Raw genomic sequence first — 23,358 nt, 5'->3', positions numbered from 1 at the left:
GTGAGTATCGGGTCTGTGGATAAAAGCGACGCGTCTCCCGTCGAAAATCGTTGTCTGTTTTCTCAGCACTCGTGGTCAAGTTCTGGGTGTTACGCTCGGTTGTTACCTGCGCTGGTGGTTCTGTGGAGCAGTGTACTACTGCCGGTGGAACATGACCGCAGCCACGCCCTCCCCAACCGATTCGCTCGACTCTGTCTCGCTCATCCCTCGCGCGTCCTCGCGGTCGCACATTACGTGCGACACGCTCGTCTACGCGCGCCAGAGTGACTCCGACGGCTCACGTCGCACCAGACCAAATTCGGCTATGCACTGCACACAAGACATATACCAGACACAACTGATTCGAGGGTATGCGCCGCCGCTCGTACCTCGCATTGTCCCTCTCGACCGTCGCCGGGCTCGCTGGCTGTCTGTCGGGTGACGAACCGACTGTAGACCAAGCTACCGAATCGGAGACGGAGACGACCTCGACGACGAGGACGACCGAGTCGCCCACCGACCCGACCGAGACGACGACTGCGACGCCATCGCGGGAGGTTTCGGTAGAACACGTCGCGCTACAACCATCGCTCGTCAACATGAACACCGACTACCTGACGGTGCACGACGGGGGCCAGCGATACCTCTTTCTGCGAGTCTCGGTGACCGGTGACGCGCCCAACTGGGACGAGTTCTCGGTGCGACTCGGCGAACAGTCGTTCCGTCCGCGGGACCCCGGCGAACAGTACCGAGCCTGGCGGTTCTACGGCAATGAGGGTTACTCAGCGAAGACCGGTTCGGGGCTGCTCCTGTTCGACCTGCCGCGGTCGAGCGAAGCCGCGAGAGACGATGCGACTCTCACGTGGCCCGGCGGCGAGTGGTCGCTCCCCGACGACGTTCGGACGCGACTGGCGACGAAGCCGCCCAATCTCTCCGCCACCGCGGAAGTTCCGGCGACAGTCCCGGCCGGGACGGCCCCGACCGTCCGCATCACGGTGACGAACGACGGCGATAGTCCCGGACAGTTCGTCGGTGGGCTGAACCGGTACGGTCCGAGCGTCGCGTCGATGCCGGTCCAGTCGTTCTCAGAATCAGTTCCCGCCGGAGAGACGACGACCATCGAGTACGAGGAGGAGCGGCTGAGCCGAACGTGGGTCGACGAGGAGTCACGCGGTGACGGCCACACCGACTTCCGGTACGGGTTCCAGACTGCCGAAGGCTCGACCACGTTCGAGGTCGAATTCGTCGAAGACGAGAACTGACTGCGACTTTCCGGCATACCGCCCGGGGAACACGCCCCTTTTCAGTGACGGAACCCCGACGCTCTCCCAATGAGAGACGTAGACGCCGCCGGACTCGGTATCGGGGACGGCCACCCGACCCGAATCATGGGCGTGTTGAACGTGAGTTCGGAGTCGCCGTACTCCCCGAGCGTGTTCGACGACCCGGGCGAAGCCGCGGAGTACGTGGACACGGAACTGCTCGACGAAGGTGCGGACATCGTCGACGTGGGTCTCGAATCCGCGAACAAACGGTTCGACGTGCTGACGGCCGAGCAGGAACTCGACCGCCTCGACCTGGCACTGGAAACGCTCGAATCGACCAGCGGCGACGCAATCTGGTCCATCGAGACGCGCTATCACGAGGTCGCCGAGGCGGCCATCGAGGGCGGCTTCGACATGGTGAACGATATCTGTGGCTTCGCCGACCCGGAGCTTCCGCGCGTGTGCGAGGAGTACGACGTAGCCGTGGCGAAGATGGCGAGTCCGCCGGACCTCGAACGTCCCGGAGCGGTCGAAGAGACGCCGTGGGACGAGAGAAAGGGCGCAGGCTGGGCCGACACCGCGGACTACGTCGACATGGTGTACGAAGCACTCAAACAGAACGGGCTGACGGACAAGACCATCGTCGACCCGGCGTTCGGCGGCTGGTCGGAGGCGCAGACGACCGAGCAGGACCGCGAGACGTTCCGCCGCCTGCGCGAGTTCCGTGCGCTCGGTCAGCCGATTCTCGTCTCCATCAACCGGAAGAACTTCCTGCGAGAGTTGACCGAGCGCTCGACCGAACAGGCGCTGTCGGTGTCGCTCGCGGCGACTTCTATGGCCATCGAGCGTGGCGCACACGTGATTCGGACGCACGACGTTCGCGAGACGGTGGACGCCGCGGCGGTCGGCGACGCCTTCACACCAGCGCGGACCCGAGAGACGACCGGGGGCGAACTCGGCGACGTGACTGTCGAAGAACTCGACGTACAGACGACCGACGACGTGGCCCGCCACGCGGAACGCGTCGGTGCTGGCGACGTGGCTGCGGACGCGACGATGGTCGTCCTCGAAGTTTCGGGTCTCACCCCGAGGCAGGCGGACAGACTGTCGTTGCTGGCGGCGGCGACGAGCGCGACGTTCGCAAGCGGCACGACGCCTGCCGAGGACGCAGCGGCAACGTCCGGGTTGCTCGTCGGGACCGCGCGCGCGCTCTCTCGCCTCGCAGACGAGTCGCCTGGCGACGAGACGCTGGCGTGGGTGCTGGAGACAGTCGCCGCGACTGTCGAGTAAGGGTTCAGCACACTCTACCGAGGGATTGTTGGCATGTTGACTCGTTCCGGAGCGGTCGATTCCGCCGAATAAGTCGGTTAGCGTGAATCTACGGATTTCCGGCGCTTCACGTGCTCGTCACCACGATTTACCGCCCCGAACTCGCCGCCGGCCTTGTATTTCCCGGCCGCGTTCGATTCCTAAAGAGAAAACTTATACCAGTGGGTTCAGAACGAACGGGTGGAAGCCGGAAGGGCCTCTCGGGTAGGGGTACCTTGTAAGAGGCAATTCCGGCCCACACCAACGGTTATCTTGGAACTACTTGCACAGCGACAGCTATGGAGTTCAGCACATTCGAGCCAGTGTACGACCGAATCCTCCGAGACTTCGGTTTCGGCCGCGAGGGCGACGAGGCGGCACGTGACTTGCTCGCAGAACTGACGACACCGTTCGACGAGTCACGACTCTCGAAACTCTCCGGTGCGCGAGTCGCGGTCTGTGGCGCTGGCCCGTCGCTACGCGAGGACCTCGCCGAACTCGACACCGGCGAAGTGGACCGTGTCGTCGCGGCGTCGTCGGCAGCCGCGGTCTGTGAAGCGCTGGACATCCACGTCGACGTGTACGTGACGGACCTCGACGCCGACCCGGAACTCGCGGCAGAACTGTCTGCGGCAGGGATACCGACCGTCGTCCACGCCCACGGCGACAATCGAGAGGCGATTCGCGCGCTAGTTCCGGGACTCGACCGGGACCACGTGCTGGCGACGACACAGGCCGCGCCGGTCGCACACGTCCACAACTACGGTGGGTTCACCGACGGCGACCGGGCGGCGTTTCTGGCGGACCACTTCGGGGCGGCCGAACTCGTCTTCCCCGGGTGGGACTTCGACGACCAGACGGTCGACCCGATGAAACGAAAGAAGCTGGTGTGGGCCGAACGGTTGCTCTACTGGTTAGAACAGCGCCGTGGAGACCGATTTTCGATACTCGACGGGCGACGCGATGGACTCGAACTACCCTGAAACGGGTGCTGCTTCTGCTACTGACTCAGGGTTCGAGGACGACTTTCCCTGAGGACTTGCGGTCCTCGATGTACTGGTGTGCCTTCGCGGCGTCTTCGAGTGCGAAGGTCTCACCGACGACGACTTCGAGTTCGCCGGACTCCAGACCCTCGGTCAGGTCGGGCACGGCTTCGAGCACCTTCTGCGGTCGCGTCTGCATCGCCTTGCCGAGGTGGTAGCCGATTATCGACTGGTTCCGGAAGAACATCTCGGTGGTGTCGATGGTTCCCGGGACACCACTGGCAGCGCCGTAGGGAACGACGCGGCCGAAATCCTTCGTGGCGCGGATACAGCCGTCGAACACGTCGTCCCCGACACCGTCGAGCGCGAGGTCGACGCCCTCGCCGTCGGTGTGCTCGTGGACGACTTCGACGAAGTCCTCGCTCGTGTAGTCGATGGGGTGGTCACAGCCCAGTTCGGCCGCGAGATCGCGCTTCTCCTGCGTACTCGCGGTGCCGAACACTTCGGCCCCGGCGCGGGAGGCGAGCTGGACTGCTGCCGTGCCGACGCCGCCAGCGGCGGCCTGAATCAGGACTGACTCGCCTTCTTCCAGTCCGCCCCAGCCGAACAGGCAGTTGTGGGCCGTGAGGAACTGGACCGGGAAGCCCGCAGCCTCGGCGAAAGACATCCCGTCCGGAATCGGGAACAGGCTCTCGGCGTCGGTGACGGCGTACTCGGCGTAGCCGCCGACGCCGACCATCCCGACGACGCGCATCCCTTCCTCGTAGGCGACGCCCTCGCCAACGGCGTCGATCGTCCCGGCGGCCTCGAAACCAGGCCGGAACGGCACGTCTGGCCCGCCCGGGTAGTGGCCTCGTCGCTGCATGATGTCTGCGAAGTTGATGCCTGCGGCCTCGACTTCGATACGGACCTCGCCCGGCCCGGGTTCCGGAATCTCGTCTTCGACGACTTCCAGTGCGTCGCTCTCGCCGTACTCGGTGACCTCGATTACACGCATCGACATGGTATCTCGGTAGCCGCCCGACGATGAAAAGTCCGAGAGAACCGGCGAAACCCTCCACGAGTTCAGCGTTTTCTGAGAGGGAACTTTATTCGACCACCCGTCGCACGGGCACACATGACACACGACTGCTCGTTCCTCTCCGCACTCTCGCTCGCCGACGACCAGGTGTCGTTCGTGGACGCGACACGCGAGAGCCACTCGTCGGACTGGGGCACACCGGACAGTGCCGAGGTCGTCCCCGACGCTGTGGTGTTCCCCGAGTCGGCCGCCGACGTGTCGGCCGTACTCGAAGCCGCGACGGAGAACGACGTACCAGTGACACCGTACGCCGCCGGGACCGGCCTCGAAGGGAACGCGGTCCCAGCCCACGCGGGCATCAGTCTCGACATGACTCGGATGGACGCGGTCGTCGACTTTCGCCCTGAAGACTTCCAAATAGACGTGCAACCCGGCGTGATGGGCTACGTCATCGACGACCAGGCGGGCGAAGCCGGGCTGTTCTTCCCGCCACTCCCGTCGTCCGGCGACATCTCCACCATCGGCGGGATGCTGGCCAACGGCGCGAGCGGGATGCAGACGGTGAAGTACGGCGAGGTTGCCGACTGGGTGCTCGAAATCGAGGCCGTGCTCGCCGACGGCAGCGTCGTCTCCGCTGGCTCGAAGGCAGTCAAGACATCTGCAGGCTACAACCTGCGCGACCTGTTCATCGGGAGCGAAGGCACGCTCGCGGTCATCACCGAGGCGACGTTGCGGTTGGCCGGTCGCCCAGAGCAGGTGTGGGGCGGGCGCGCCGTTTTCGACTCGCTAGACGACGCGGCCGCGGCGGTCGCCGACGCGGTACAGTCCGGCGTCGACGTGGCCAAGATAGAACTCGTCGACGCGGAGAGCGCGACGATGGCGAACCAGTATTCTGGCACGGACTTGCCGGACAGTCCGCTGGTCTTCCTCGAATTCCACGCCGACCACGGCATCGAGCGTGAGGTCGAGTTCTGTGAATCCATCTTCGAGACCCACCACGTGCGCCAGTTCGAGGTCGCGCCTGAGGACGACGGGATGGCCGAGTTGTGGCAGGCCCGCAAAGACCTCGCGTACGCCGTCCAGTCCTACGACCCGAACCTGACGCCCTTGCATCCTGGCGACGTGACCGTGCCCATCTCGAAGTACGCCGACATCGTCCGCTACGCGAAAGAACTCGCAGAGGAGTACGACCTACTGATTCCCTGCTTCGGTCACGCCGGCGACGGGAACGTCCACTACTCGGTACTGGTCGACCAGAACGACCGCGAAGAGGTCGCTCGCGGGGAACGGGCGTACGCAGAAATCGTCGAGTTCGCCATCGACTGCGGCGGAACTTCGACGGGCGAACACGGTATCGGCCTCGGCAAGCGCGAGTTCCTCGTCCGTGAATACGGCGAGGCGAGCGTCGAGGCGATGCGGAAGGTGAAGCGTGCGCTTGACCCGACAGACACACTGAATCCGGGCAAGATGTTCCCGGAGACGATGGAGGGCAAGCGAGTCAGAGACGAGTAGCGCTGGCCGACTCGGCGGTTAGATTCAGTTATCGTACTCCAGTTCACGGTCGTGGTCGTAGTCCGTTTTCTGGTCGTGGTCACGGTCCGTTCTTCGGTCCCGGTCGACCCGTGCTCGGACGTCGCCGAGTGATTCGTTGTCGAGCAGTCGTTCGGTTCGTCGTTCGAACTCTTCGTCGGAGAGTTCGCCCGCCGCGTAGCGATTCTTCAGTTCTTCGAGTGGTCCATGTTCGTCCTCCGGAACCGATTGCGACCGCGAGTCGCGGCCGAACCACCGGCGCAGGTCGTCCTGCAGGATAGCGCTCAGCGGCAAGAGCACGGCGAACCCGACGGCAGCGACCAGTCCTGCCGCGTTGCCGAACCCAAGCGTTCCGAGGACGATGACCAGTCCGAGTACCCCGAACACCATCAGTGCGGGAAGCTTCTCGAAGAAGTCGTCGTGGTCGTCGCTCATACACCGAAATTTCTGTCGAGCGAAGAAAACCTTGCGCCAGTGGGTCAGTCCTCGACGACCACGTCGACGACAGATGGGCCAGACTCGTCGATAGCCTCGGCGAGTGTCGCTTCGAGGTCGTCGGCCGACTCGACGAGGTAGCCAGACGCGCCGTGACTCTCCGCGTTGGCCGCGATGTCGACGGCCGGGTCGAAGTCCATCCCGACGAACTCGTAGTCGTCCTCGTCGCCGCCGAACATGGCGAGCGTGTTGTCCTTGAGAATGCGGTAGTTGCGGTTGTCGGGGACGACGACGGTCAGGTCGAGGTCGTGGCGCGCCGCGGTGTACAGCGAGTGTGGGTAGTAGAGGTACGAGCCATCGCCGACGAAGCCGTAGACGGTTCGTTCCTCACCGTCGCCGTGGCCACTCGCAGCGCGCTCGCGTTCGGCCAGTGCCGCGCCGACGGCCGCCGGGAGACCGTAGCCGAGGCCGCCGCCCTTGTTGCCCATCCGTTGTCCCGACTCGAAGTCCCAGCGAGTGAGTAGAGCGTACCGTGAGGTGATGCCTTCGTCCATCACGAACGCGTCGGGGGCGACCGAGCGCATCGTGTCCACGAGGTCTGCCTTCGAAATCGTGCCCTCGGGCACCTCGTCGTCGCCCATCGAGTCCATCTGCTGGCTAGCGAGTTGTTTCATCGCGTCGACCTGTACGAGTCGTTCCTCGCGCGTCTCGTCGCTGACGCGGCTCGTGACCTCTGCAGCCAGTTCCTGCATGACGTGGCCCAAATCGCCCGTGACGACCGTCGCGGGATGGTTCTTCGCCCCTTCCCACGGTTCGTCGGTGAGGTCGACGATGGTCGCGTCGTGGGGGACGAGTGAGTCGTCGGGTGCCCACAGCGTCGTGTTCGTCGAACAGCCAGCGAAGACGAGCGTGTCCGTATGGAACAGCGTCTGGGCCAGTTGCTCGCTCGGCGGGACGTGGCTCACCCACTGCTCGTGGTCGGTCGGGAAGTTGACTTCGTAGCCCAGAATCTCGCCGTGCACTCGTGCGCCGGCAGCCTCAGCCAACTCGACTGCCGCCTCGACTGGGTCGACGCCCGACCACGCGCGATGGCGGCCCACGTGGTCACCGACGACCAGCACGGGATTCTCCGCTTCGGCCAGCACGTCGGCCGCATCGTCGATGGCTCGCGGGTCGCCGCGACCGGGATTCGGAATCGTCCCGCCGATTGGCTCCGGCGACAGGTCCGTCTCCTCGTTCATCACGTCGAGTGGTAGCCCAAGAAAGACGGGGCCGGTCGGCGGGGTACAGGCGACGCGGAACGCCCGACGGAGCATCGCCGGTAGTGCATCGACCGACAGCACCTCGTCGGCCCACTTCGTGAACTGGTCGGTCATCGTCACGAGGTCACCGGACAGAATCGGCTCCTCGTGGCGGAAGTGTCGCTCGTGGTTCCCTGCCGTGACGACTAGTGGCGCGCCGGCCATGTAGGCCCCGTAGAGGTTACCGAGGCCGTGGGCCATCCCCGGCGCGACGTGGAGATTGACGACGCCCGCCGGCAGCCCGTCCAGTTCGTCGGCGTACTGGCGGCGGACGCTGGCGTAGCCCGCGGCCGCGCCGACAGCCACGTCCTCGTGCAGGCCCAGCACGTACTCCACGTCGGATTCGCCGATGGCGTTCACGACGGGCAACTCGGTCGTGCCCGGGTTGCCGAAGACGTGCTCGATGCCGTACGATTCGAGCGCGTCGACGAACAACTCTGCACCCGTGCAGGATTCTGACATGCTTCGTGCAATGCGGGGCGGTGGCAAAGTCGTTACTCCGGCCGAGCGCTCGCCGGGCCGACGTTCAAGTACGATGGCGCGCCCAGACAACCCATCCTGTGAGAACGGCCGTCCGGTGAACACGGCGGGTGTGCGACACACCACTGGACGGAACTGCTTGGATTGGGTGTCGCCTGTTCGCAATCACACGCGTGCTAGCGACGGCAGAAGGGCTACCTATCACCGACTCGAACAGCGACAGTAGTGCCCGGAACGCCCGAACCCTCACTCGGTAGTCAGCGGGCAAACGCCAGCACCGCGGCCGTCCTCACCGTCGCCCTGCTCCTGCCGGCCGTGCTCCTTCGCGACGCGGCCCCCGCGGTCCCCCTCGCGCTCGGTATCGGCCTGCTGTACGCCGTCGTCTTACTGGCCGTCTGGGCGGCGGCCCGGTACGTGGCCGACGACTTCGTCTGGGACCTGCGCGACGACCCACGGTGGCCGGTGGCGCTCGTCAGCACTGCTTGGGTCGTCCTCGGTTTGCAGGCCGCGATTCCCGCCTACGGCTACGTCCGCTGGGGGCTGGTCGTCCCGCTGCTAGTTCTGGCCCTGGTAACGTGGTTCCTCACGAACGTCTTCCTCGGTGTCCGGGGTGAGTCAGACCCCATCGGCCTGTACGTCCTGTACGGACCGATGGTCACCGTGGGCCTCCTCGTCCTCGGTGGCCTCGAACTCGTCGCTCGCCACGGTGTCAGTCTTCTGTAAAAGAATGGCAGTCGTCGAACGGGACCAGCCTATTGCGGCGCGAGTGCTTCGAGCGTCTCGTGAATCTCCTCGCGCGACGCAGCCCGCGGGAAGCCGATGCTCACCGCGTCGACGCCGTCGATGTCCTCGAACTTCGCCAGTTCCTCGCTCGTGCGCTCGGCCGTGCCGGCCGCACAGAAGTCGTCGAGCATCTCGTCGGAGAAGATGTCGAGTGCGGCCTCGCGGTCGCCGTTCATCCAGTTCGCGGCGATGGCGTGGGCCTCATCCTCGTAGCCCTGTCGCGCCAGCGAATCGCGGTAGTACGTGCCCATCGCGCCGACGTAGAACGCGGAGTGTTGCTTGGTCAGTTCGCGTGCGTGGTCACCATCGTCGAGCGCACAGCACGTCAGTGAGAGCGTGACCTGCTGCTTCGAGCGGTCGCGGTCGCCCATCTCGCCGCCGCGCTCGAAGTCTTCGAGTCTGTCAGCCATCGTCTCGGGCGTGAACAGAATAGCGTGCCAGCCGTCGGCGAACCGGCCCGCGAGTTCGACCGCTTTCGGGCCCATCGCGGCCACGTCGACCTTCGGTTCGGGTTCGGGCGGGTCACAGCGCAGACGGAAGCCGGAGACGTTGAAGTACTCGCCGTTGTAGTCGAGTTCCTCGCCTGCGAGGACCATCTTGATGATGTCGACGTACTCGCGAGTGCGCCGGAGTGGGTTGCCGAAGTCTTCGCCGTGCCAGCCGCCGATGACGGCCGGACCGGAGGGACCGATGCCGAGACGGAATCGGCCGTCTGAGACCTCTTGGAGCGTCGCCGCCGTCTGCGCCAGCAGTGCTGGCGAGCGCGAGTAGACGTTCATGATGGACGAGCCGAAGCCGATTTCCTCGGTCGCGTGGGCGATGCTCGTGAGGATGGTGACGGCGTCTCTACCCCACGTCTCGGGCAGCCAGACGAAGTCGTATCCCAGCTCTTCGGCCAGAACGGCCTGTTCGACGAAGTCGTCGACGCTCTCCTGTGCGGCGACCGGCAGGTGGACGTGTCGTTCGGTCATGCGTTGTGAATCGATGCCACTCCGTGAACAAAAAGAGGGATGGAAGTTGTGTTCAGTTGAACGGCGTTTGGTAGTCTCGATAGTTTCTTTTCGACGACCGAATCAGACGTCGGGCGTCTCCATGATGTTCGGGACGCCACCGGCCGTGATTGTCTGGCCGACGATGTACGACGACGCGGGGGAGGCGAGGAACTGCGCGAGGTCTGCGATCTCCTCGCTCGTCCCGATACGTCGCTTCACCTCGCTCCGGTCGATGTCGTCCGCGGTCACACCCATCTGACTGGCGACGCCGGGAGTGGCGACGAAGCCGGGTGCGATGCAGTTCACCCGCACGTCGTCGTCGGCCCACTCGAACGAGAGCGTCTTCGTCAGGTTCTCGATGGCGGCCTTCGCCGCGGCGTAGTGGCTCATGTACGGCGCACCTTGGTGGCCAGCGACACTGGAGAGGTTGATGATTTTCCCGCTCGCCTCCTTCAGGTGGTCCTCGGCGGCCTGGACGCAGTGGTACGTGCCGGTTAGGTTGATGTCGACGATGGTCTTCCAGCCGTTCTCGGAGATGTCCTCGAAGTTCGCCATGAACGAGGCCCCGGCGTTGTTCACGAGTACGTCGATACCGCCGAACTCTTCGACTGTGGCTTCGACGAGTGCTTCGACCGCTTCTCTGTCGGTCACGTCGCACTCGACAGCGTACGCGTTGCCTGCGCGGTCGCTGTCGTTGATACAGTCCGCGACGGGTTCGACGTTCCCCAGTTCGCGCGAACAGACCACTACGTCGACGCCGTCGTCGGCGAATCGCTCGGCGATAGTGCGCCCGATACCGCTCGACGAACCAGTGACGATGGCGACGTCGCCGTCGACGCTGAACTGGTCGGTCGTCATCGGACAGCCTCCGTGCGTGTACTTCGCATACGGTGGGCTGGGTGCTAGATGGGGATAAACGTACACCAACCCCACGCAGTCGGCCGGAACTGGACAGCGTTCGCGGGTTCCTGCGTTGAAATAACCTACCACGGGCCGAATGTTGACAATCAAGTATAAACTCTGGCTCGTCGTAAGGTTCTCCTATCGAGGGGGAGAGTGTATGGTAAACCGACCAGACGAGACACGGCGACACGGCATGACGGTCGCACGGGACGGTGTCGTCGTCGAGAAGCGGTGGGACGTGGAGACGCTGCCGCTGCCAGCGGTTTCGTTCGACGTGGTCTCGGAGCGAGCCGAGCCGGTCGAGGTGACCGTCGTCGAGCGGCTGCCACCGGGGCTCTCGACCGACCGTATCGGGCTCCATCCGGCGATGGGTGCCGACGACTGGACGTGCTACGACGACGGCGAACTCGTCTGGCGAGGCGTCGTTCGGCCGAGGGAGCATCGGCGAACCGTGGTCGGTGTGTGGCTCGACTCGCCCGAGACGGCGACGTCGCTGTTGCATCCACCGACGGTCGAAGCCGTTCGAGTCGTCGACGACGCGGAGCCACAGGTCCTCGACGAGACGTTCGTCGAGTCGCCACAGCCGGGCCTCGCGGACATCCGTGACGGCGTCGCTGCTGCGGTGCCAGCGGACGCGCTCCGTGCGACCGGGGCGAGCGTCTCGCAGACGAGTGACCTGCCGGCAGCCGGAGAGGGCTTGACGCCGCCGACGGAGCGCGACCTGGACGAAGTCGTCGCCGCCGTCGTCGGTGGTGCAGCCGTGCCGTCACACGACCGGTTCTACCACCTTCGGCTGGCCGTCGAGACGGCCGGTCGAGGCGCGCGAGAGGTCTCCGTGTTGGAGGACCTGACGAACGCGTTGTCGGTGCTGTACGCCGACGCTGACGACCGCGACGGCGGCACGTGGCGAGTGCTCGACGTGGTCATCGGGACGAACTGGCAAGCCGAGCGCATCGTCACTGCACTCGGTGACGACCACCGTGTCGCCGGGCTGCTCGTCACGGAGTTGACTGGAGCGATCGTCGACGGACGACCCCGTCGACCGGGGACACGAGCCGACCCGAAGCCGGACGAACTCGCGTCGAGTATGTTCGGTGGGGAGTCGGCCACAGACGAGAATGCTGAGGAGGCCGCCACTGGGCAGAAGCCGTCTGGGCAGGAGACCAGTGTAGATGGGACGTGCAGCGACGCAGCCGACGCACAGGAACGAGGCGAACCCCCATTTACTGCCACAGGGCCAGTAGCTGCTGACACCGATAGTTCGGTCGACGAGCCGATTACGGCTATGCCGCCAAGCTCACGCGAAGGAAGCGCTGCATCCGACACAGGAGACACCACATCTGGGGTGGGAGACACGACAGCCGAGACAACAGACGCTCCAACCGAGACAGCAGAAGCCACGTCCGAGACGAGTGCAGTCGACGACTTCGGGGACGCTGGCAGTTTGGACGACTTCGGAACCGCCAGCAGTCTCGACGACTTCGACGGCTTCGAGCCAGTGAGCCAATCGCCAACGTCTTCGGACGCGGTCGATGCAGACGGCATCGAGATACTCGGCCCGACGCAGTACGACGACGACGGGCTATCGTTCGAGGACGGCGACGGTGCGGACGGCGATGGTACGGACGGCGACGGTGCGGACGGCGACGATGCAGACGACGACACGGTCGACGACGCCGAAGCGGCGTTCGCCGAACTCAAAGCCGAGACAGAGCAGGCATCGGTCGCCGACCTCGATGCGGAATTGGCGGATATGGTTCTCTCGCCCGACGATTCCGAAGAGTACAGTATCGCTGATTTACTGGCTGAGTAGGGCGATGCGGCGACAGCGAGTGACCCGCCTGCCCAGTCGAAGCTACCGGCGCGATGGACCGTGTGGTACCAGTCGCTCGTGAAACGCAAGAATCATGATGCTCGGGGGGCTGCTCAACTGTAGCACAGATGTTCACTCGATTGACTGTTCTTTGTGTCGATACCGACGCCGAGTTCCGGCGTTCGACGGCCACACTCCTCAAAGGAGCGGGGGACAGTGTCGAGTGCTTGACTGCCGACTCGGTCGAAGCAGCACTCGAAATCGTGGAGGAAACGACGGTAGAGTGTCTTGTCAGCGGCTACGAACTCCGCGACGAGACTGGACTCTCACTCCTTCGTTCAGTCCGTGACCGCGACGAGTTGCTCCCGTTTCTCCTCGTCCCCGAAGACGGGTCAGAACGGATCGCCAGTGAAGCCATCTCGGCAGGCGTCACCGACTACCTCGTGACTGACGACGGTCGTGCAGACGACGGACTATTGGAACGCATCGAGAGCGCCGTCGACCAGTACCGGTCGGCCACCACGATGCGAGACACACGGTCTCGACTGGAGCGACTGCACGAGAGTGCGGCCGACATCGCCGGAGCGTCGGACGTAGAGACCGCTATCGAACTTTCGCTCGACGCGGCGAACCAGATACTCGACTTCGACGTGTGTGGCATCTACCGAGTCGACGACGAGACGTTCGTCCCGGTCACCGAGGAGAGTTACGTCCCGGCGGGTCCACTGCCGACGGTCGACGAAGGAATCCTCGGCGAGACGTATCGCACTGGCGACTCGTTCCACATCGCCGACACCGACTCGAACCCGCACGCTGCGCCGGACCGACCGTCGTTCACCTCGGTTATCAGCGTCCCAGTCGGGGAGTACGGCGTGTTTCAGGCCATCTCTACGCGTCCCGGGGCGTTCTCGTCGAGCGACCTCGAACTCGCCGAGTTGCTCGTCACACACACGACGCAGGCGGTCCACCGACTGGAGTCCGAACGTGACCTCCGCCGGACGAACGAGCGGTTAGAAGCGATTCTCCACAACACGACTGCGAACGTCTACGTCAAAGACCTCGACGGCCGGTACGAACTGGTCAACGACCGGTTCTGTGAGGAACTCGAACGCGACCGGTCCGAGATACTCGGCCGAACCGACAGTGAGCTACAGCCGGGGTCGCACGCAGCGCGCGTCCAGGAGAACGACCAGCTCGCCATCGAGCGGAACGAAGCGATCGAAGTCGAGGAGACCGCCGAGTTCGGTGGCGAAGAGCGAGTGTACTACTCGGTGAAGGTGCCACTGACCGACGAACAGGGCGACCCGACTGGTGTCTGTGGCATCTCGACAGACATCACCGACATCAAAGAGCGTGAAGCGGCGCTCGAACACCAGAAGGAACACCTCGACGAGTTCGCCAAACTCGTGAGCCACGACCTCAAGAGCCCGCTCTCGGTCGCACAGGGCTATCTCAGCCTCATCGCGGAAGACACCGACCACGAGAACATCGTCGACGTGCAGCGCGCTCACGACCGAATGCAGTCCATCATCGAGGGGCTGTTGACGCTCGCCAGACAGGGCCAGGAAATCGGCGAGCGCGAATCTGTCCGTATCGGCGTCCTCGCGCGCAACGCGTGGTCTATCGTCGAGACGGCCGACGCGACGCTCGAAACACCGACCGACGCCGTCGTCGAGGCCGACCCGGGACGGCTCCAGCAGGCGTTCGAGAACCTGTTCCGAAACGCCGTCGAACACGGTGGGCCAGCAGTGACTGTCCGCGTCGGCAGCATCGCAGTGACCCGGCCAGAGGCACCAGAACGGGCGACGATGAGTGACGGCGGAATCGACGACAGGCACGCTGGCGAACCACGAGAGGCTGACGAACCACGGGAGACAGACGAGGTAGCAGGGTTCTACGTCGAGGATTCGGGTGCCGGGTTCGGCGACACGACCGACACGGACCCGTTCGAACTCGGTGTGACGAGCAACTGTGACGGCACTGGGTTCGGACTGGCTATCGTCTCGAAAATCGTCGAGGCGCACGACTGGGACATCTCGCTCGCCGAGGGCGAACTGGGCGGTGCCCGGTTCGAAGTCCGCTTTTGACCGTCAGCCGTCGAATCTGGTCAGACCAGCGAGTTCGTCAGTGTTCGGGTCGTCGAAGGCGTCTCGTGCGATACTCCGCAGGTGGACCTCGTCTGCCCCGTCGATGATCCTGAACGCCCGGACGTTCTCGTAGAAGTCGGCGAGCGGGAGGTCCTTCCCGATACCGTTCGCGCCGCAGCACTGGACCGCCTCGTCGATGGCCTGCTGGGTGACGCGGGCGGTGAACACCTTCGCCATGGCGACCTCGATGCGGGCCTCCCTCCCGTCGGCGATGGCGTCGGCGGCGTGGCGAACCATCGTCCGCGCGGCGTGGAGGTCGGTTCTGGCTTCGGCGATGGCGAACCGAATCGACTGTTTCTGGGCGAGGGACTCGCCGAAGCCCTCGCGCTCTGAAACGTACGCCGTGGCGATGTCGAGTGCGCGGTCGGCCATCCCGGCGAAGCGCATGCAGTGTGTGAGTCGGGCCGGGCCGAGTCGTTTCTGTGCGACCGCGAACCCAGCGTCTTCGGGACCGAGCGTGTTCTCGACGGGGACCCGGACGCCGTCGAACGTTACTTCGGAGTGGGTTTCTCCGACCGGTTTCCCGCCGACGTGCGGGATGTTCCGCACGACCTCGACGCCCGCCGTCTCGCGCGGGACGAGGATGATGCTGGTCCCCTCGTACGGATGCGCGTCGGGATTCGTGCGGGCCATCACGAGGAACACGTCGGCGTCGCCGCCGCCCGTGGTCCACCACTTGTGGCCGTCGATGACCCACTCGTCGCCGTCCTTGCTCGCACTCGTCTGCAACATCTTCGGGTCCGACCCACCGCCTTGCATCGGTTCGGTCATGCAGAAGCCGGAGTTCACCTCGCCAGCCGCGAGTGGTTCCAGCCACTGCTCTTGCTGCGCTTCTGTGCCGACCATTTCCAGCGTGTGCATGTTCCCCTCGTCCGGGGCGTCACAGCGCATGGCGGTTCCACCGAGCAGACTGCGCCCGGCCTCCTCGAACACGGGCAACATCGCCCGGAAATCGAGGCCCAGCCCACCGTACTCTTCGGGAATCTGTGGCCCGTACACGTCGTACTCACGGGCTTTCTCGCGCAGGTCGTCGACGACCGACTGCGGGACTGACTCGCTGCCGAGCCACTCGCGCTCGACCGGAATGACCTCCTCGGACACGAACTCGCGTGTTCGGGCGGCGACCTCCTGTCCGACCTCGGGGTCGTGGTACTCCATGGCACCGGCTTCGGGCCGTCGCGGGAAGTAGGTTGGCGAGGCGGCACTGTCGGTGGGTTCGGGCTGCGATGTGCGACTGGTCAATCACTCTGGCGCGCGCTGTGCTGGCCACCGAACACTGTGAGGTGGCCAGCAGGAAATCGCGCGAGGTCGTCGTGAGCCTGCGAACGGCGGCTTGTGGAAGCTTGCTTCCACAGTGGATGAGCACCACAGCGAACCGAAGGTGAGCGAGGAGCGGAATCGGATGGGGAGGGTGTGGCTTCGGTATCTGCCGTCGGCGTTCGGGAACTGGTGGTTTGAAAATTCAGAGTCGCGGACCGGAGCAGCATCCGGAGTCGTCGACGAGGGTACCGAGAACGACGGAACATCTCCGACCACAGTTTGCCTCGATACCCGACACCCGAGGCTATTCGTGCCCACGAGTCGACCGCTAGCGTATGACAGACGACTCCGCCGCGTACTTCGCGCGACTCGTCGACGAAGACGCCCTCCGAGCGTACCTCCGCGAAGAATTGGGCGACGCGGACACGTTCGAGGTCGAGCGCCATCGAGAGGGCCACTCGAACGAGACGCTGTTCTGCACCTGGGGCGAACGCGACCTCGTCATCCGCCGACCGCCGCCGGGCGAGACCGCCGACTCGGCACACGACGTGCTGCGCGAGTATCGCGTGATGGACGCGCTACAGGACACCGCGGTCCCACTGCCGAACACGGTCCTCGCCTGTGATGACCACGCGGTCCTCGGGAGTGACTTCTTCGCGATGGACCGACTCGACGGGGAAGTCCTTCGCGGCGAGGAACCCGACGCGTACGCCACCCACGCCGCACGCCAGCGCGTCGGCGAGGAACTCGTGGACACGCTCGCGGCGATTCACGAGGTCGACTACGAGGCGGTCGGACTGGGCGAGTTCGGCTACCCCGACGGCTTCACCGAGCGACAGGTGAAACGATGGTCGGAGCAACTGATGTGGGCGTTCTCGAAGACGAGCGACGAGCGCGAGGTGCCGGTGCTGTACGACGTGCTGGAGTGGCTACAGGACAACGTTCCGGAGGACTACGAGCACACGCTGGTCCACGGCGACTACAAACTGGACAACGTGCTCTATTCGATGGGCGACGACGGCCCGGACTTGGCGGGCGTGTTCGACTGGGAACTGAGTACGCTCGGCGACCCGCTGACCGACCTCGGCTGGATGCTGGCGTTCTGGCGCGACCCCGGCGACCCCGACCCGGCTGCACCGGGGCTGCTGGACCGATTCCCCGAGCGCGAGGGCTACCCGAGTCGGCCCGAACTCGTCGCGCGCTACGAGGCCGCGACGGGTATCGACTACGAGCACGACCGGTTCTATCGTGCGCTCGCGGTGTACAAACTGGCTGCACTCGGTGAGATGTTCTTCGCACGTCACCTCGCGGGCGACGCCGACGACCCGCTCTACCCGCAGATGCGCGAAGCTGTGCCGCGGCTGGGCGAGTGGGCGAAGCGCATCGTCGACGGCGACGAACCGCTCTGAATCGGGCGTAGGACTGCTGTTGCTGGTGTTGCTGCTATTGCTACTGTTGACTACTTCCTGACCGTCAGGACGGGAATGGGCGAGCGGTGAATCACGCGCTCTGAGACGCTCCCGATGAGGAGTTTGTCGAGGCCGCTCCGGCCGTGGCTACCGAGGACGACGAGGTCCGCCCCGGTGTCTTCGATGGTCGCGAGAATCTCCTGTGCCGGCGAGCCGTGCCCGATTTCGGACTCTGCGGCGATGCCGACTTCGAGGGCGTGGTCGAGGACTTCCGCGACGATTTCCTCGGCTTCGGCTTCCAGTCCCTCGACGAGCAATTTGCTCCGCCCGTCGATAGGGAGGAGGTCCTCGTCGACGACGTGAAACACCGTCACTCTGGCCCCGAATCGCTGGGCGATGGCGATACCGTGTTCCGCAGCTCGCAGCGACACGTCGCTCCCGTCGACAGGTATCAGGACGTGTGTGTACTCCCCTTCCATACACTCTCATTCGCGGTCTACGTGCTTCAATTCGTCCTCTGTTGGCCGTTCTGCGCCACCGAGTCGATCTGGTTCGGATTCATCTCTAATCCGGACAGGTATTAAAACAGAACGGAATATTATATACTTGTACTTCGATCAGAATAAATTAGGTGTTGTATATATGGCACTCGGCCGTGTGGGTTGTTCCCATGGGGGAGGCAACAGCGGTTCTGAGCAGTGGCACAGCCGTCACGGGCGCGACGATAGCAGGACGAGTAGACAGCTTCTGGCAGTTACCAGTCTGGCAGCGAGCGGTGGTCGTCGGTGGCGGGATGGTCGTCCTCTCCATTCTCCTCGTCGGCCTGTTCCCGAACTACGGCGTGCAGGGCGTCGAGCGGGTGAAGAAACACGCACTCTGGTCGCTCGTCGTCGGCACCGTCGTCGGTGGCCTATTCGGTACGAGCGCGCTCGTGTTGTGGGTCGCAGCGACCACCAACGAGACGGCGGCGTTCATCGCGCTCCCGTTCTTGGGCGCGCTGCTCGTCCTCATGCTGGTCTGGACGGCCTTCGGCTTCGTCGGGTTGAGTCACCTCGCTGCGAGTCGTGTCGGGCGTGACCACCTCGGCTACGCCGTCGCGGGTGCTGGCCTCCTCTGTGCGGCCGCGGTCGCCGTGCCGTACGCTGGCCCGGCACTGGCCGTCTTTGCGGCGCTCGTCGGTCTCGGCGCGGGTATCCGAACCAACCCGCTCGCAGGTGCTGCCAGTGAGCGCGTCGTGCCGCCGGACCGCAAGGTCTGAGTCCTCTATCCGCCCGTTGGCACGGCCTTCATACGCCTTCCAGCCGTCCCTCCTCCCGTGCAACTTCACTGGCACCGTGACGACCTGCGGGTGAGCGACAACCGGGCGCTTTCGACACTAGCCCGAGACGCCGACGAGCATGGGCCGGTCGTGCCGGTGTTCGTGTTCGACCCGGGCGTTCTCGAACACGCGTCACCACCACGTGTGGCGTTCATGCTGGATGCCCTCGCTGAACTCCGGGCGTGGTACCGCGACCACGGGAGCGACCTGCTGATTCGCCACGGCGACCCGCGCGAGGTGCTGCCCGAACTCGCGGACTCCTTGGATGTCGAACGCGTCGGCTGGAACCGTGGCTACTCCGGACTGGCGAAGGAACGAGAGGCGGCAGTCCGGCAGGCGCTCGACGCGGCGGGCGTCGCCAGAGTGGCTGTTCACGACGCCATCCACCACGAACCCGGTTCCATCACGACGAACGCTGGCGACCCGTACTCGGTGTACACCTACTTCTGGAAGAAGTGGCGCGACCGCCCCAAACACGACCCCTACGACGACCCGGCCGCTGACTCACTCGCCTCGGCGGACGACTTGTCGGTCGACTACCCGGACCTCCCGACGCTGGCCGACCTCGACTTCGACGAGCCAGAAGCCACGGTCCAGTCTGCGGGTACCGAGGCGGCCCGCGAGCGACTCGTCGATTTCTGTGACGGACAAATCTACGACTACGACGACCGGCGGGACTACCCTGCCGAGGGCTGCACGTCGCGGCTCTCGGCCGACCTGAAGTGGGGCACAATCGGCATCCGAGAGGTGTACGAGGAGACTGAAGCGGCCGCGGGCGTCGCCGAGACCGAACCCGAGCGCGAGTCGGTCCAAGAGTTCCAGAGCCAACTCGCGTGGCGCGAGTTCTACACACACGTGCTCTTCTACAGCCCGAACGTCGTCTCGGCGAACTACAAGTCGTACGAGCGCCCCATCGACTGGCGTGACGACCCTGACGAGCTACAGGCGTGGAAAGACGGCGAGACGGGCTACCCCATCGTCGACGCCGGCATGCGCCAACTCCGTGAGGAGGGCTACGTCCACAACCGCATCCGGATGATCGTCGCCTCGTTCCTCACGAAGGACTTGCTCATCGACTGGCGCGAGGGGTACGACTGGTACCGACAGAAGCTCACCGACCACGACACCGCGAACGACAACGGCGGCTGGCAGTGGGCCGCCTCGACCGGCACCGACGCCCAGCCGTACTTCCGTATCTTCAACCCGATGACGCAGGGCGAACGCTACGACGAAGACGCCGAGTACATCAAGGAGCACGTGCCCGAACTCCGCGACGCAGACCCGACCCTGATTCACGGGTGGCACGAGGCGTCTCAGATGATGCGCGAACAGGGCGCGCCGGACTATCCCGGACCAATCTGTGACCACGGTGACCGGCGCGAGCGAGCACTGTCGATGTTCAAGCGGGCCCGCGGCGACGAGTAAGACGAGTCTGTCGAAAGACATTTTCTCCGGACCAGTGCGTATCGGCAGTGGCGAGCGCCGCTACCACGTGGAGACTGGACTGTCATCGAGTGACCACGCTCGAGTGGCACAGCCGGGTAGTGACGACGACAGATGTGGGGCGTCTCGTCACACCATGCGAATTCCTAAAACGTTTATTTTAGCTTCGGAAGTAGAAATATCTAGAATTACTATTTCTCGCCGGAACCGGGAAAACTATCTCGATACCGATACACATCTCCATTGGCCTTATGAGTCAATCGAACGACCACTTTTCGGTGGGACACGTCGTCGGTGGGGTACTGAACCGGTCGGATAAAGACACCAGTGCGGCTGCGGTCGCGATTCACTCGTCACTGTTCGATGGCGCTATCGCTGCGACGAAGGTCGTCGTGGTCTGTCTACTCCTGTCGTTGCCGTTCTCGCTGTCGGTGGTACACGGCTTCCTCGTCGCTATCGCAGTCTACGGGTCGAACAAACTCGTCGACGACGAAGACGCGGTGAACTGCCCGGACCGCGCGGCGTTCGTCGAGCGCCACCGTCGCGGACTGACGATACTCACAGTCGGGAGCTACCTGCTCTCACTGGGACTCGCGGCTGTCGAGGGCGTGGCCAGTTTCGGTCTCGTGTTGCTGCCGGGTATCGCCGCCGTCCTCTACAGCGTCGAGTGGGTCCCGAACGACGGTGGGACGCGCCTGAAGGACGTCCTCTTCGTGAACACGGTTCTCGTCGCAGCGGCGTGGGCCATCCCGCTGACGTTCCTGCCGCTCACCTACGCAGACAAAGTACCGGGACTCGCGTCGTTGACTATCTTCGGCTTCTTCTTCCTGCAGACGGTCGTCGCCGGCGAAGTGATGAACGCCCGTGACGTGGCTGGCGACCGGCGCGAGGGCGTCTCGACGCTGTCGACCCGGTTCGGCGTCGGCGGCGCGCGCCGAGCTCTCTACGGTATCGACGCGCTGACGGTCGGACTCCTCGTCGCAGCCACGGTGACTGGCGTCCTCGGGACCGCTCAGTTGCTGGCGCTACTGCCGGCAGTCGGGTTCTCGCTCGCCGTGACGGCGATGGTCGGTCGGGACATCGACCTCTCCCGCCTGGCGACGGCGCGAAACGCCGAATACCCGCTCATGCTGGCTGGTGTGTTGCTTATTCTGTAAACGGCACAGCTTTCGAAATCACCAGTTCAGTTAAGACAGGGGGCAACAATGGTTACGCTGAATCGTCAATTCGAAGATGTCTTCGTCCCTCGTCGTTATGAGTGTGCTCTTGCCAACGGCTGTGGTCGCGGTACTCGTAGCAATGCTCGCGTATCAGCAGCGACCGAAGCCAGGAGCGACGTGGCTGACGCTCCTCCTCCTCGGTGTCGCGTGGTGGGCGGGATTCTACGCATTCGAACTGCTCGTAACCGACATCGCAACTCGCCGACCGCTGATGAAACTCCAGTGGCTCGCCAGCGCGGCGATTCCCGTCTTCTGGTTGCTGTTCGCGTTGGAGTACACCGGCCGTGACCGGTACGTCACTCGTCGGGTCGTCGCCAGCCTGTTCGTCGTTCCAGCGGCCGTTCTCGTGCTCGTGTTCACCTTCGAGCATCACGAACTCGTCTACCAGCAACCGGTGACCGTCGTCCAGACCGAAGGCGGCTACGTCGTCGACAAGGCCTTCGGTCCGGCGTTCTACGCGAGTGCGGCGTACTCGTTCGCGTGCAGCCTCGTCGGGTCGGCGGTACTCATTCCGATGCTCGTAGAGCGCCGCGCGACGCACCGGGAACAGTCGACGGCGCTACTCGTCGCCATCCTCGCGCCGTGGGTAGGGCACGCGATTTATCTGTTCGACGTGGACTTTCTGGGCGGCATCGACCCGACGCCGATGGCACTCCTCGTCTCTGGCATCGCCGCCTACGTCGCCCTCTCGCGGCTGGAACTGTTCGAGGCGATGCCCGTCCCCGACCACATCGCGCGGGAGTTCGTCGTCGACGGGATGGACGACCCGGTCGTGGTGGTCGATACACGGGGTCGCATCGTCGACGTGAACTCGGCGGCATCGACGGTCATCGGACTGCCATCGCAAACGGTCACCGGCCTCGACGCGATAGAGACGGTGCCAGGCTACCACGAGAACTCGACAGAGAGCGACACCGTGACTGTGGAGACGGCCCACGGCGTCCAGTACTTCGACATCAAGACGTCTACCATCACCGACGCGCACGACCGTGAACTCGGGACGGTCGTCACGATGCGCGACGTGACCGAACGAGAGCAGGACGAACAGCGCCTCACCGTCCTCAACCGGGTCCTCAGACACAACCTGCGAAACGAGATGAACGTCGTCTCGGGCTGTGCGGAGGAACTGGCGACTCGGGTCGGCGAGGACGACGTGGAACTCGCGACGACCATCGCCGACACGGCCCACGAGGTCGCCTCGCTCGGCGACACCGCCCGCCAGATAGAACGGCTGCTCGACGAGTCCGAAGACGCACCCATCGTCGACCTCCGCGAGGCGGTCGACGTGCTGTTGACGCGGGCAGAGTCGGAGTATCCGACAGCGACGTTCTCGGTCGAGTGGACCGTCCCCGAGGCGGTCGAGGTTCGCCAGACCATCGAACCCGTGCTGTGGCACTTGCTCCAGCACGGCGCGGCCCACGACGACGCGAACGTCCGCGTCTTCGTCGCGACCGACGGCGGCGGCTACGTCTCGGTGACGGTCGCCGATGACGGGCCGCCCATCCCACGGGCGGAGCGAGCGGTCCTCCAAACTGGGACCGAGACGCCGCTCGACCACGCCAGCGGCCTCGGTCTCTGGCTGGTCGTCTGGGGCGTTCGTGCGATGGGCGGGACGGTCGACTTCGAGAGCCACGCCGACACTGGTAACGCGGTCACGGTCCACGTCCCGGCCACCTCGACGCCGCAAGCGACCCGCCAGCGGGCGGATGTGTCGTGAGAACATTGGGCTTCCATACTTTTAAACGGATGTCGGCCGAATATCGATACT

The 23,358-nt window shown here is 64.7% G+C and carries 19 protein-coding genes; 12 read left to right on the top strand and 7 right to left on the bottom strand.

Annotated features, from left to right (window positions below; translation table 11 throughout):
- The first annotated feature begins 350 nt into the window (after nt 1-350).
- From ACSC1P_RS04515 to ACSC1P_RS04505, 3 genes are all read left to right on the top strand, one after another.
- On the top strand, nt 351-1,241 hold the full coding sequence (locus ACSC1P_RS04515) for a hypothetical protein (protein ID WP_435358938.1): 891 nt from the start codon (nt 351-353) through the stop codon (nt 1,239-1,241).
- A gap of 69 nt (nt 1,242-1,310) precedes the next feature.
- Nucleotides 1,311-2,534, top strand: coding sequence for a dihydropteroate synthase (gene folP / locus ACSC1P_RS04510; protein WP_435358937.1), 1,224 nt, complete (start codon nt 1,311-1,313; stop codon nt 2,532-2,534).
- A gap of 317 nt (nt 2,535-2,851) precedes the next feature.
- Nucleotides 2,852-3,535 carry a 6-hydroxymethylpterin diphosphokinase MptE-like protein gene (locus ACSC1P_RS04505; protein ID WP_435358936.1) on the top strand — a complete coding sequence of 228 codons (684 nt, stop codon included), beginning with the start codon at nt 2,852-2,854 and terminating at the stop codon, nt 3,533-3,535.
- Nucleotides 3,536-3,560: 25 nt separating this feature from the next.
- Here ACSC1P_RS04505 and ACSC1P_RS04500 read toward each other — a convergent pair whose 3' ends face one another.
- Entirely contained in the window at nt 3,561-4,532 is a 972-nt protein-coding gene (locus ACSC1P_RS04500; protein WP_435360259.1) for a quinone oxidoreductase family protein, read from the bottom strand.
- Between the two features lie 120 nt (nt 4,533-4,652).
- On the opposite strand from ACSC1P_RS04500, the gene ACSC1P_RS04495 reads away from it, so the two are divergent.
- Nucleotides 4,653-6,068: an FAD-binding oxidoreductase gene (locus ACSC1P_RS04495; protein ID WP_435358935.1), complete on the top strand. Its 1,416-nt coding sequence runs from the start codon at nt 4,653-4,655 to the stop codon at nt 6,066-6,068.
- 24 nt (nt 6,069-6,092) lie between these two features.
- Here ACSC1P_RS04495 and ACSC1P_RS04490 read toward each other — a convergent pair whose 3' ends face one another.
- Entirely contained in the window at nt 6,093-6,521 is a 429-nt protein-coding gene (locus ACSC1P_RS04490) for an SHOCT domain-containing protein (protein WP_435358934.1), read from the bottom strand.
- 44 nt (nt 6,522-6,565) lie between these two features.
- Nucleotides 6,566-8,284 carry a thiamine pyrophosphate-binding protein gene (locus tag ACSC1P_RS04485; protein WP_435358933.1) on the bottom strand — a complete coding sequence of 573 codons (1,719 nt, stop codon included), beginning with the start codon at nt 8,282-8,284 and terminating at the stop codon, nt 6,566-6,568.
- Between the two features lie 243 nt (nt 8,285-8,527).
- On the opposite strand from ACSC1P_RS04485, the gene ACSC1P_RS04480 reads away from it, so the two are divergent.
- Nucleotides 8,528-9,025: a hypothetical protein gene (locus ACSC1P_RS04480; protein ID WP_435358932.1), complete on the top strand. Its 498-nt coding sequence runs from the start codon at nt 8,528-8,530 to the stop codon at nt 9,023-9,025.
- A 29-nt stretch (nt 9,026-9,054) separates the two neighbouring features.
- Here ACSC1P_RS04480 and ACSC1P_RS04475 read toward each other — a convergent pair whose 3' ends face one another.
- Nucleotides 9,055-10,056, bottom strand: a complete 1,002-nt coding sequence (locus ACSC1P_RS04475) for a TIGR04024 family LLM class F420-dependent oxidoreductase (protein ID WP_435358931.1) — start codon at nt 10,054-10,056, stop codon at nt 9,055-9,057.
- Between the two features lie 102 nt (nt 10,057-10,158).
- On the bottom strand, nt 10,159-10,935 hold the full coding sequence (locus tag ACSC1P_RS04470) for an SDR family NAD(P)-dependent oxidoreductase (RefSeq protein ID WP_435358930.1): 777 nt from the start codon (nt 10,933-10,935) through the stop codon (nt 10,159-10,161).
- Between the two features lie 202 nt (nt 10,936-11,137).
- Here ACSC1P_RS04470 and ACSC1P_RS04465 point away from each other — a divergent pair, with 202 nt between their 5' ends.
- The gene (locus ACSC1P_RS04465) at nt 11,138-12,793 is read left to right on the top strand and encodes an ICP22 family protein (protein WP_435358929.1); all 1,656 of its coding nucleotides are present in this window, start codon (nt 11,138-11,140) and stop codon (nt 12,791-12,793) included.
- 128 nt (nt 12,794-12,921) lie between these two features.
- Nucleotides 12,922-14,880, top strand: a complete 1,959-nt coding sequence (locus ACSC1P_RS04460) for a PAS domain-containing protein (RefSeq protein ID WP_435358928.1) — start codon at nt 12,922-12,924, stop codon at nt 14,878-14,880.
- Nucleotides 14,881-14,883: 3 nt separating this feature from the next.
- On the opposite strand, the gene ACSC1P_RS04455 is transcribed toward ACSC1P_RS04460, so the two are convergent.
- On the bottom strand, nt 14,884-16,098 hold the full coding sequence (locus tag ACSC1P_RS04455; protein ID WP_435358927.1) for an acyl-CoA dehydrogenase family protein: 1,215 nt from the start codon (nt 16,096-16,098) through the stop codon (nt 14,884-14,886).
- A 437-nt stretch (nt 16,099-16,535) separates the two neighbouring features.
- On the opposite strand from ACSC1P_RS04455, the gene ACSC1P_RS04450 reads away from it, so the two are divergent.
- On the top strand, nt 16,536-17,609 hold the full coding sequence (locus ACSC1P_RS04450) for a phosphotransferase family protein (RefSeq protein ID WP_435358926.1): 1,074 nt from the start codon (nt 16,536-16,538) through the stop codon (nt 17,607-17,609).
- A 50-nt stretch (nt 17,610-17,659) separates the two neighbouring features.
- Here ACSC1P_RS04450 and ACSC1P_RS04445 read toward each other — a convergent pair whose 3' ends face one another.
- Nucleotides 17,660-18,088 carry a universal stress protein gene (locus ACSC1P_RS04445; protein WP_435358925.1) on the bottom strand — a complete coding sequence of 143 codons (429 nt, stop codon included), beginning with the start codon at nt 18,086-18,088 and terminating at the stop codon, nt 17,660-17,662.
- A 191-nt stretch (nt 18,089-18,279) separates the two neighbouring features.
- On the opposite strand from ACSC1P_RS04445, the gene ACSC1P_RS04440 reads away from it, so the two are divergent.
- From ACSC1P_RS04440 to ACSC1P_RS04425, 4 genes are all read left to right on the top strand, one after another.
- Entirely contained in the window at nt 18,280-18,867 is a 588-nt protein-coding gene (locus ACSC1P_RS04440) for a hypothetical protein (protein WP_435358924.1), read from the top strand.
- A 57-nt stretch (nt 18,868-18,924) separates the two neighbouring features.
- Nucleotides 18,925-20,352 carry a cryptochrome/photolyase family protein gene (locus tag ACSC1P_RS04435; protein WP_435358923.1) on the top strand — a complete coding sequence of 476 codons (1,428 nt, stop codon included), beginning with the start codon at nt 18,925-18,927 and terminating at the stop codon, nt 20,350-20,352.
- Nucleotides 20,353-20,621: 269 nt separating this feature from the next.
- Nucleotides 20,622-21,527: a UbiA family prenyltransferase gene (locus ACSC1P_RS04430; RefSeq protein ID WP_435358922.1), complete on the top strand. Its 906-nt coding sequence runs from the start codon at nt 20,622-20,624 to the stop codon at nt 21,525-21,527.
- A 97-nt stretch (nt 21,528-21,624) separates the two neighbouring features.
- On the top strand, nt 21,625-23,307 hold the full coding sequence (locus ACSC1P_RS04425) for a histidine kinase N-terminal 7TM domain-containing protein (protein WP_435358921.1): 1,683 nt from the start codon (nt 21,625-21,627) through the stop codon (nt 23,305-23,307).
- Nucleotides 23,308-23,358: the final 51 nt, after the last annotated feature.

This window comes from Haloarchaeobius caseinilyticus, assembly GCF_051207395.1.
Taxonomy (GTDB): domain Archaea; phylum Halobacteriota; class Halobacteria; order Halobacteriales; family Natrialbaceae; genus Haloarchaeobius.
This window is presented reverse-complemented; position numbering and strand designations above follow the sequence as displayed.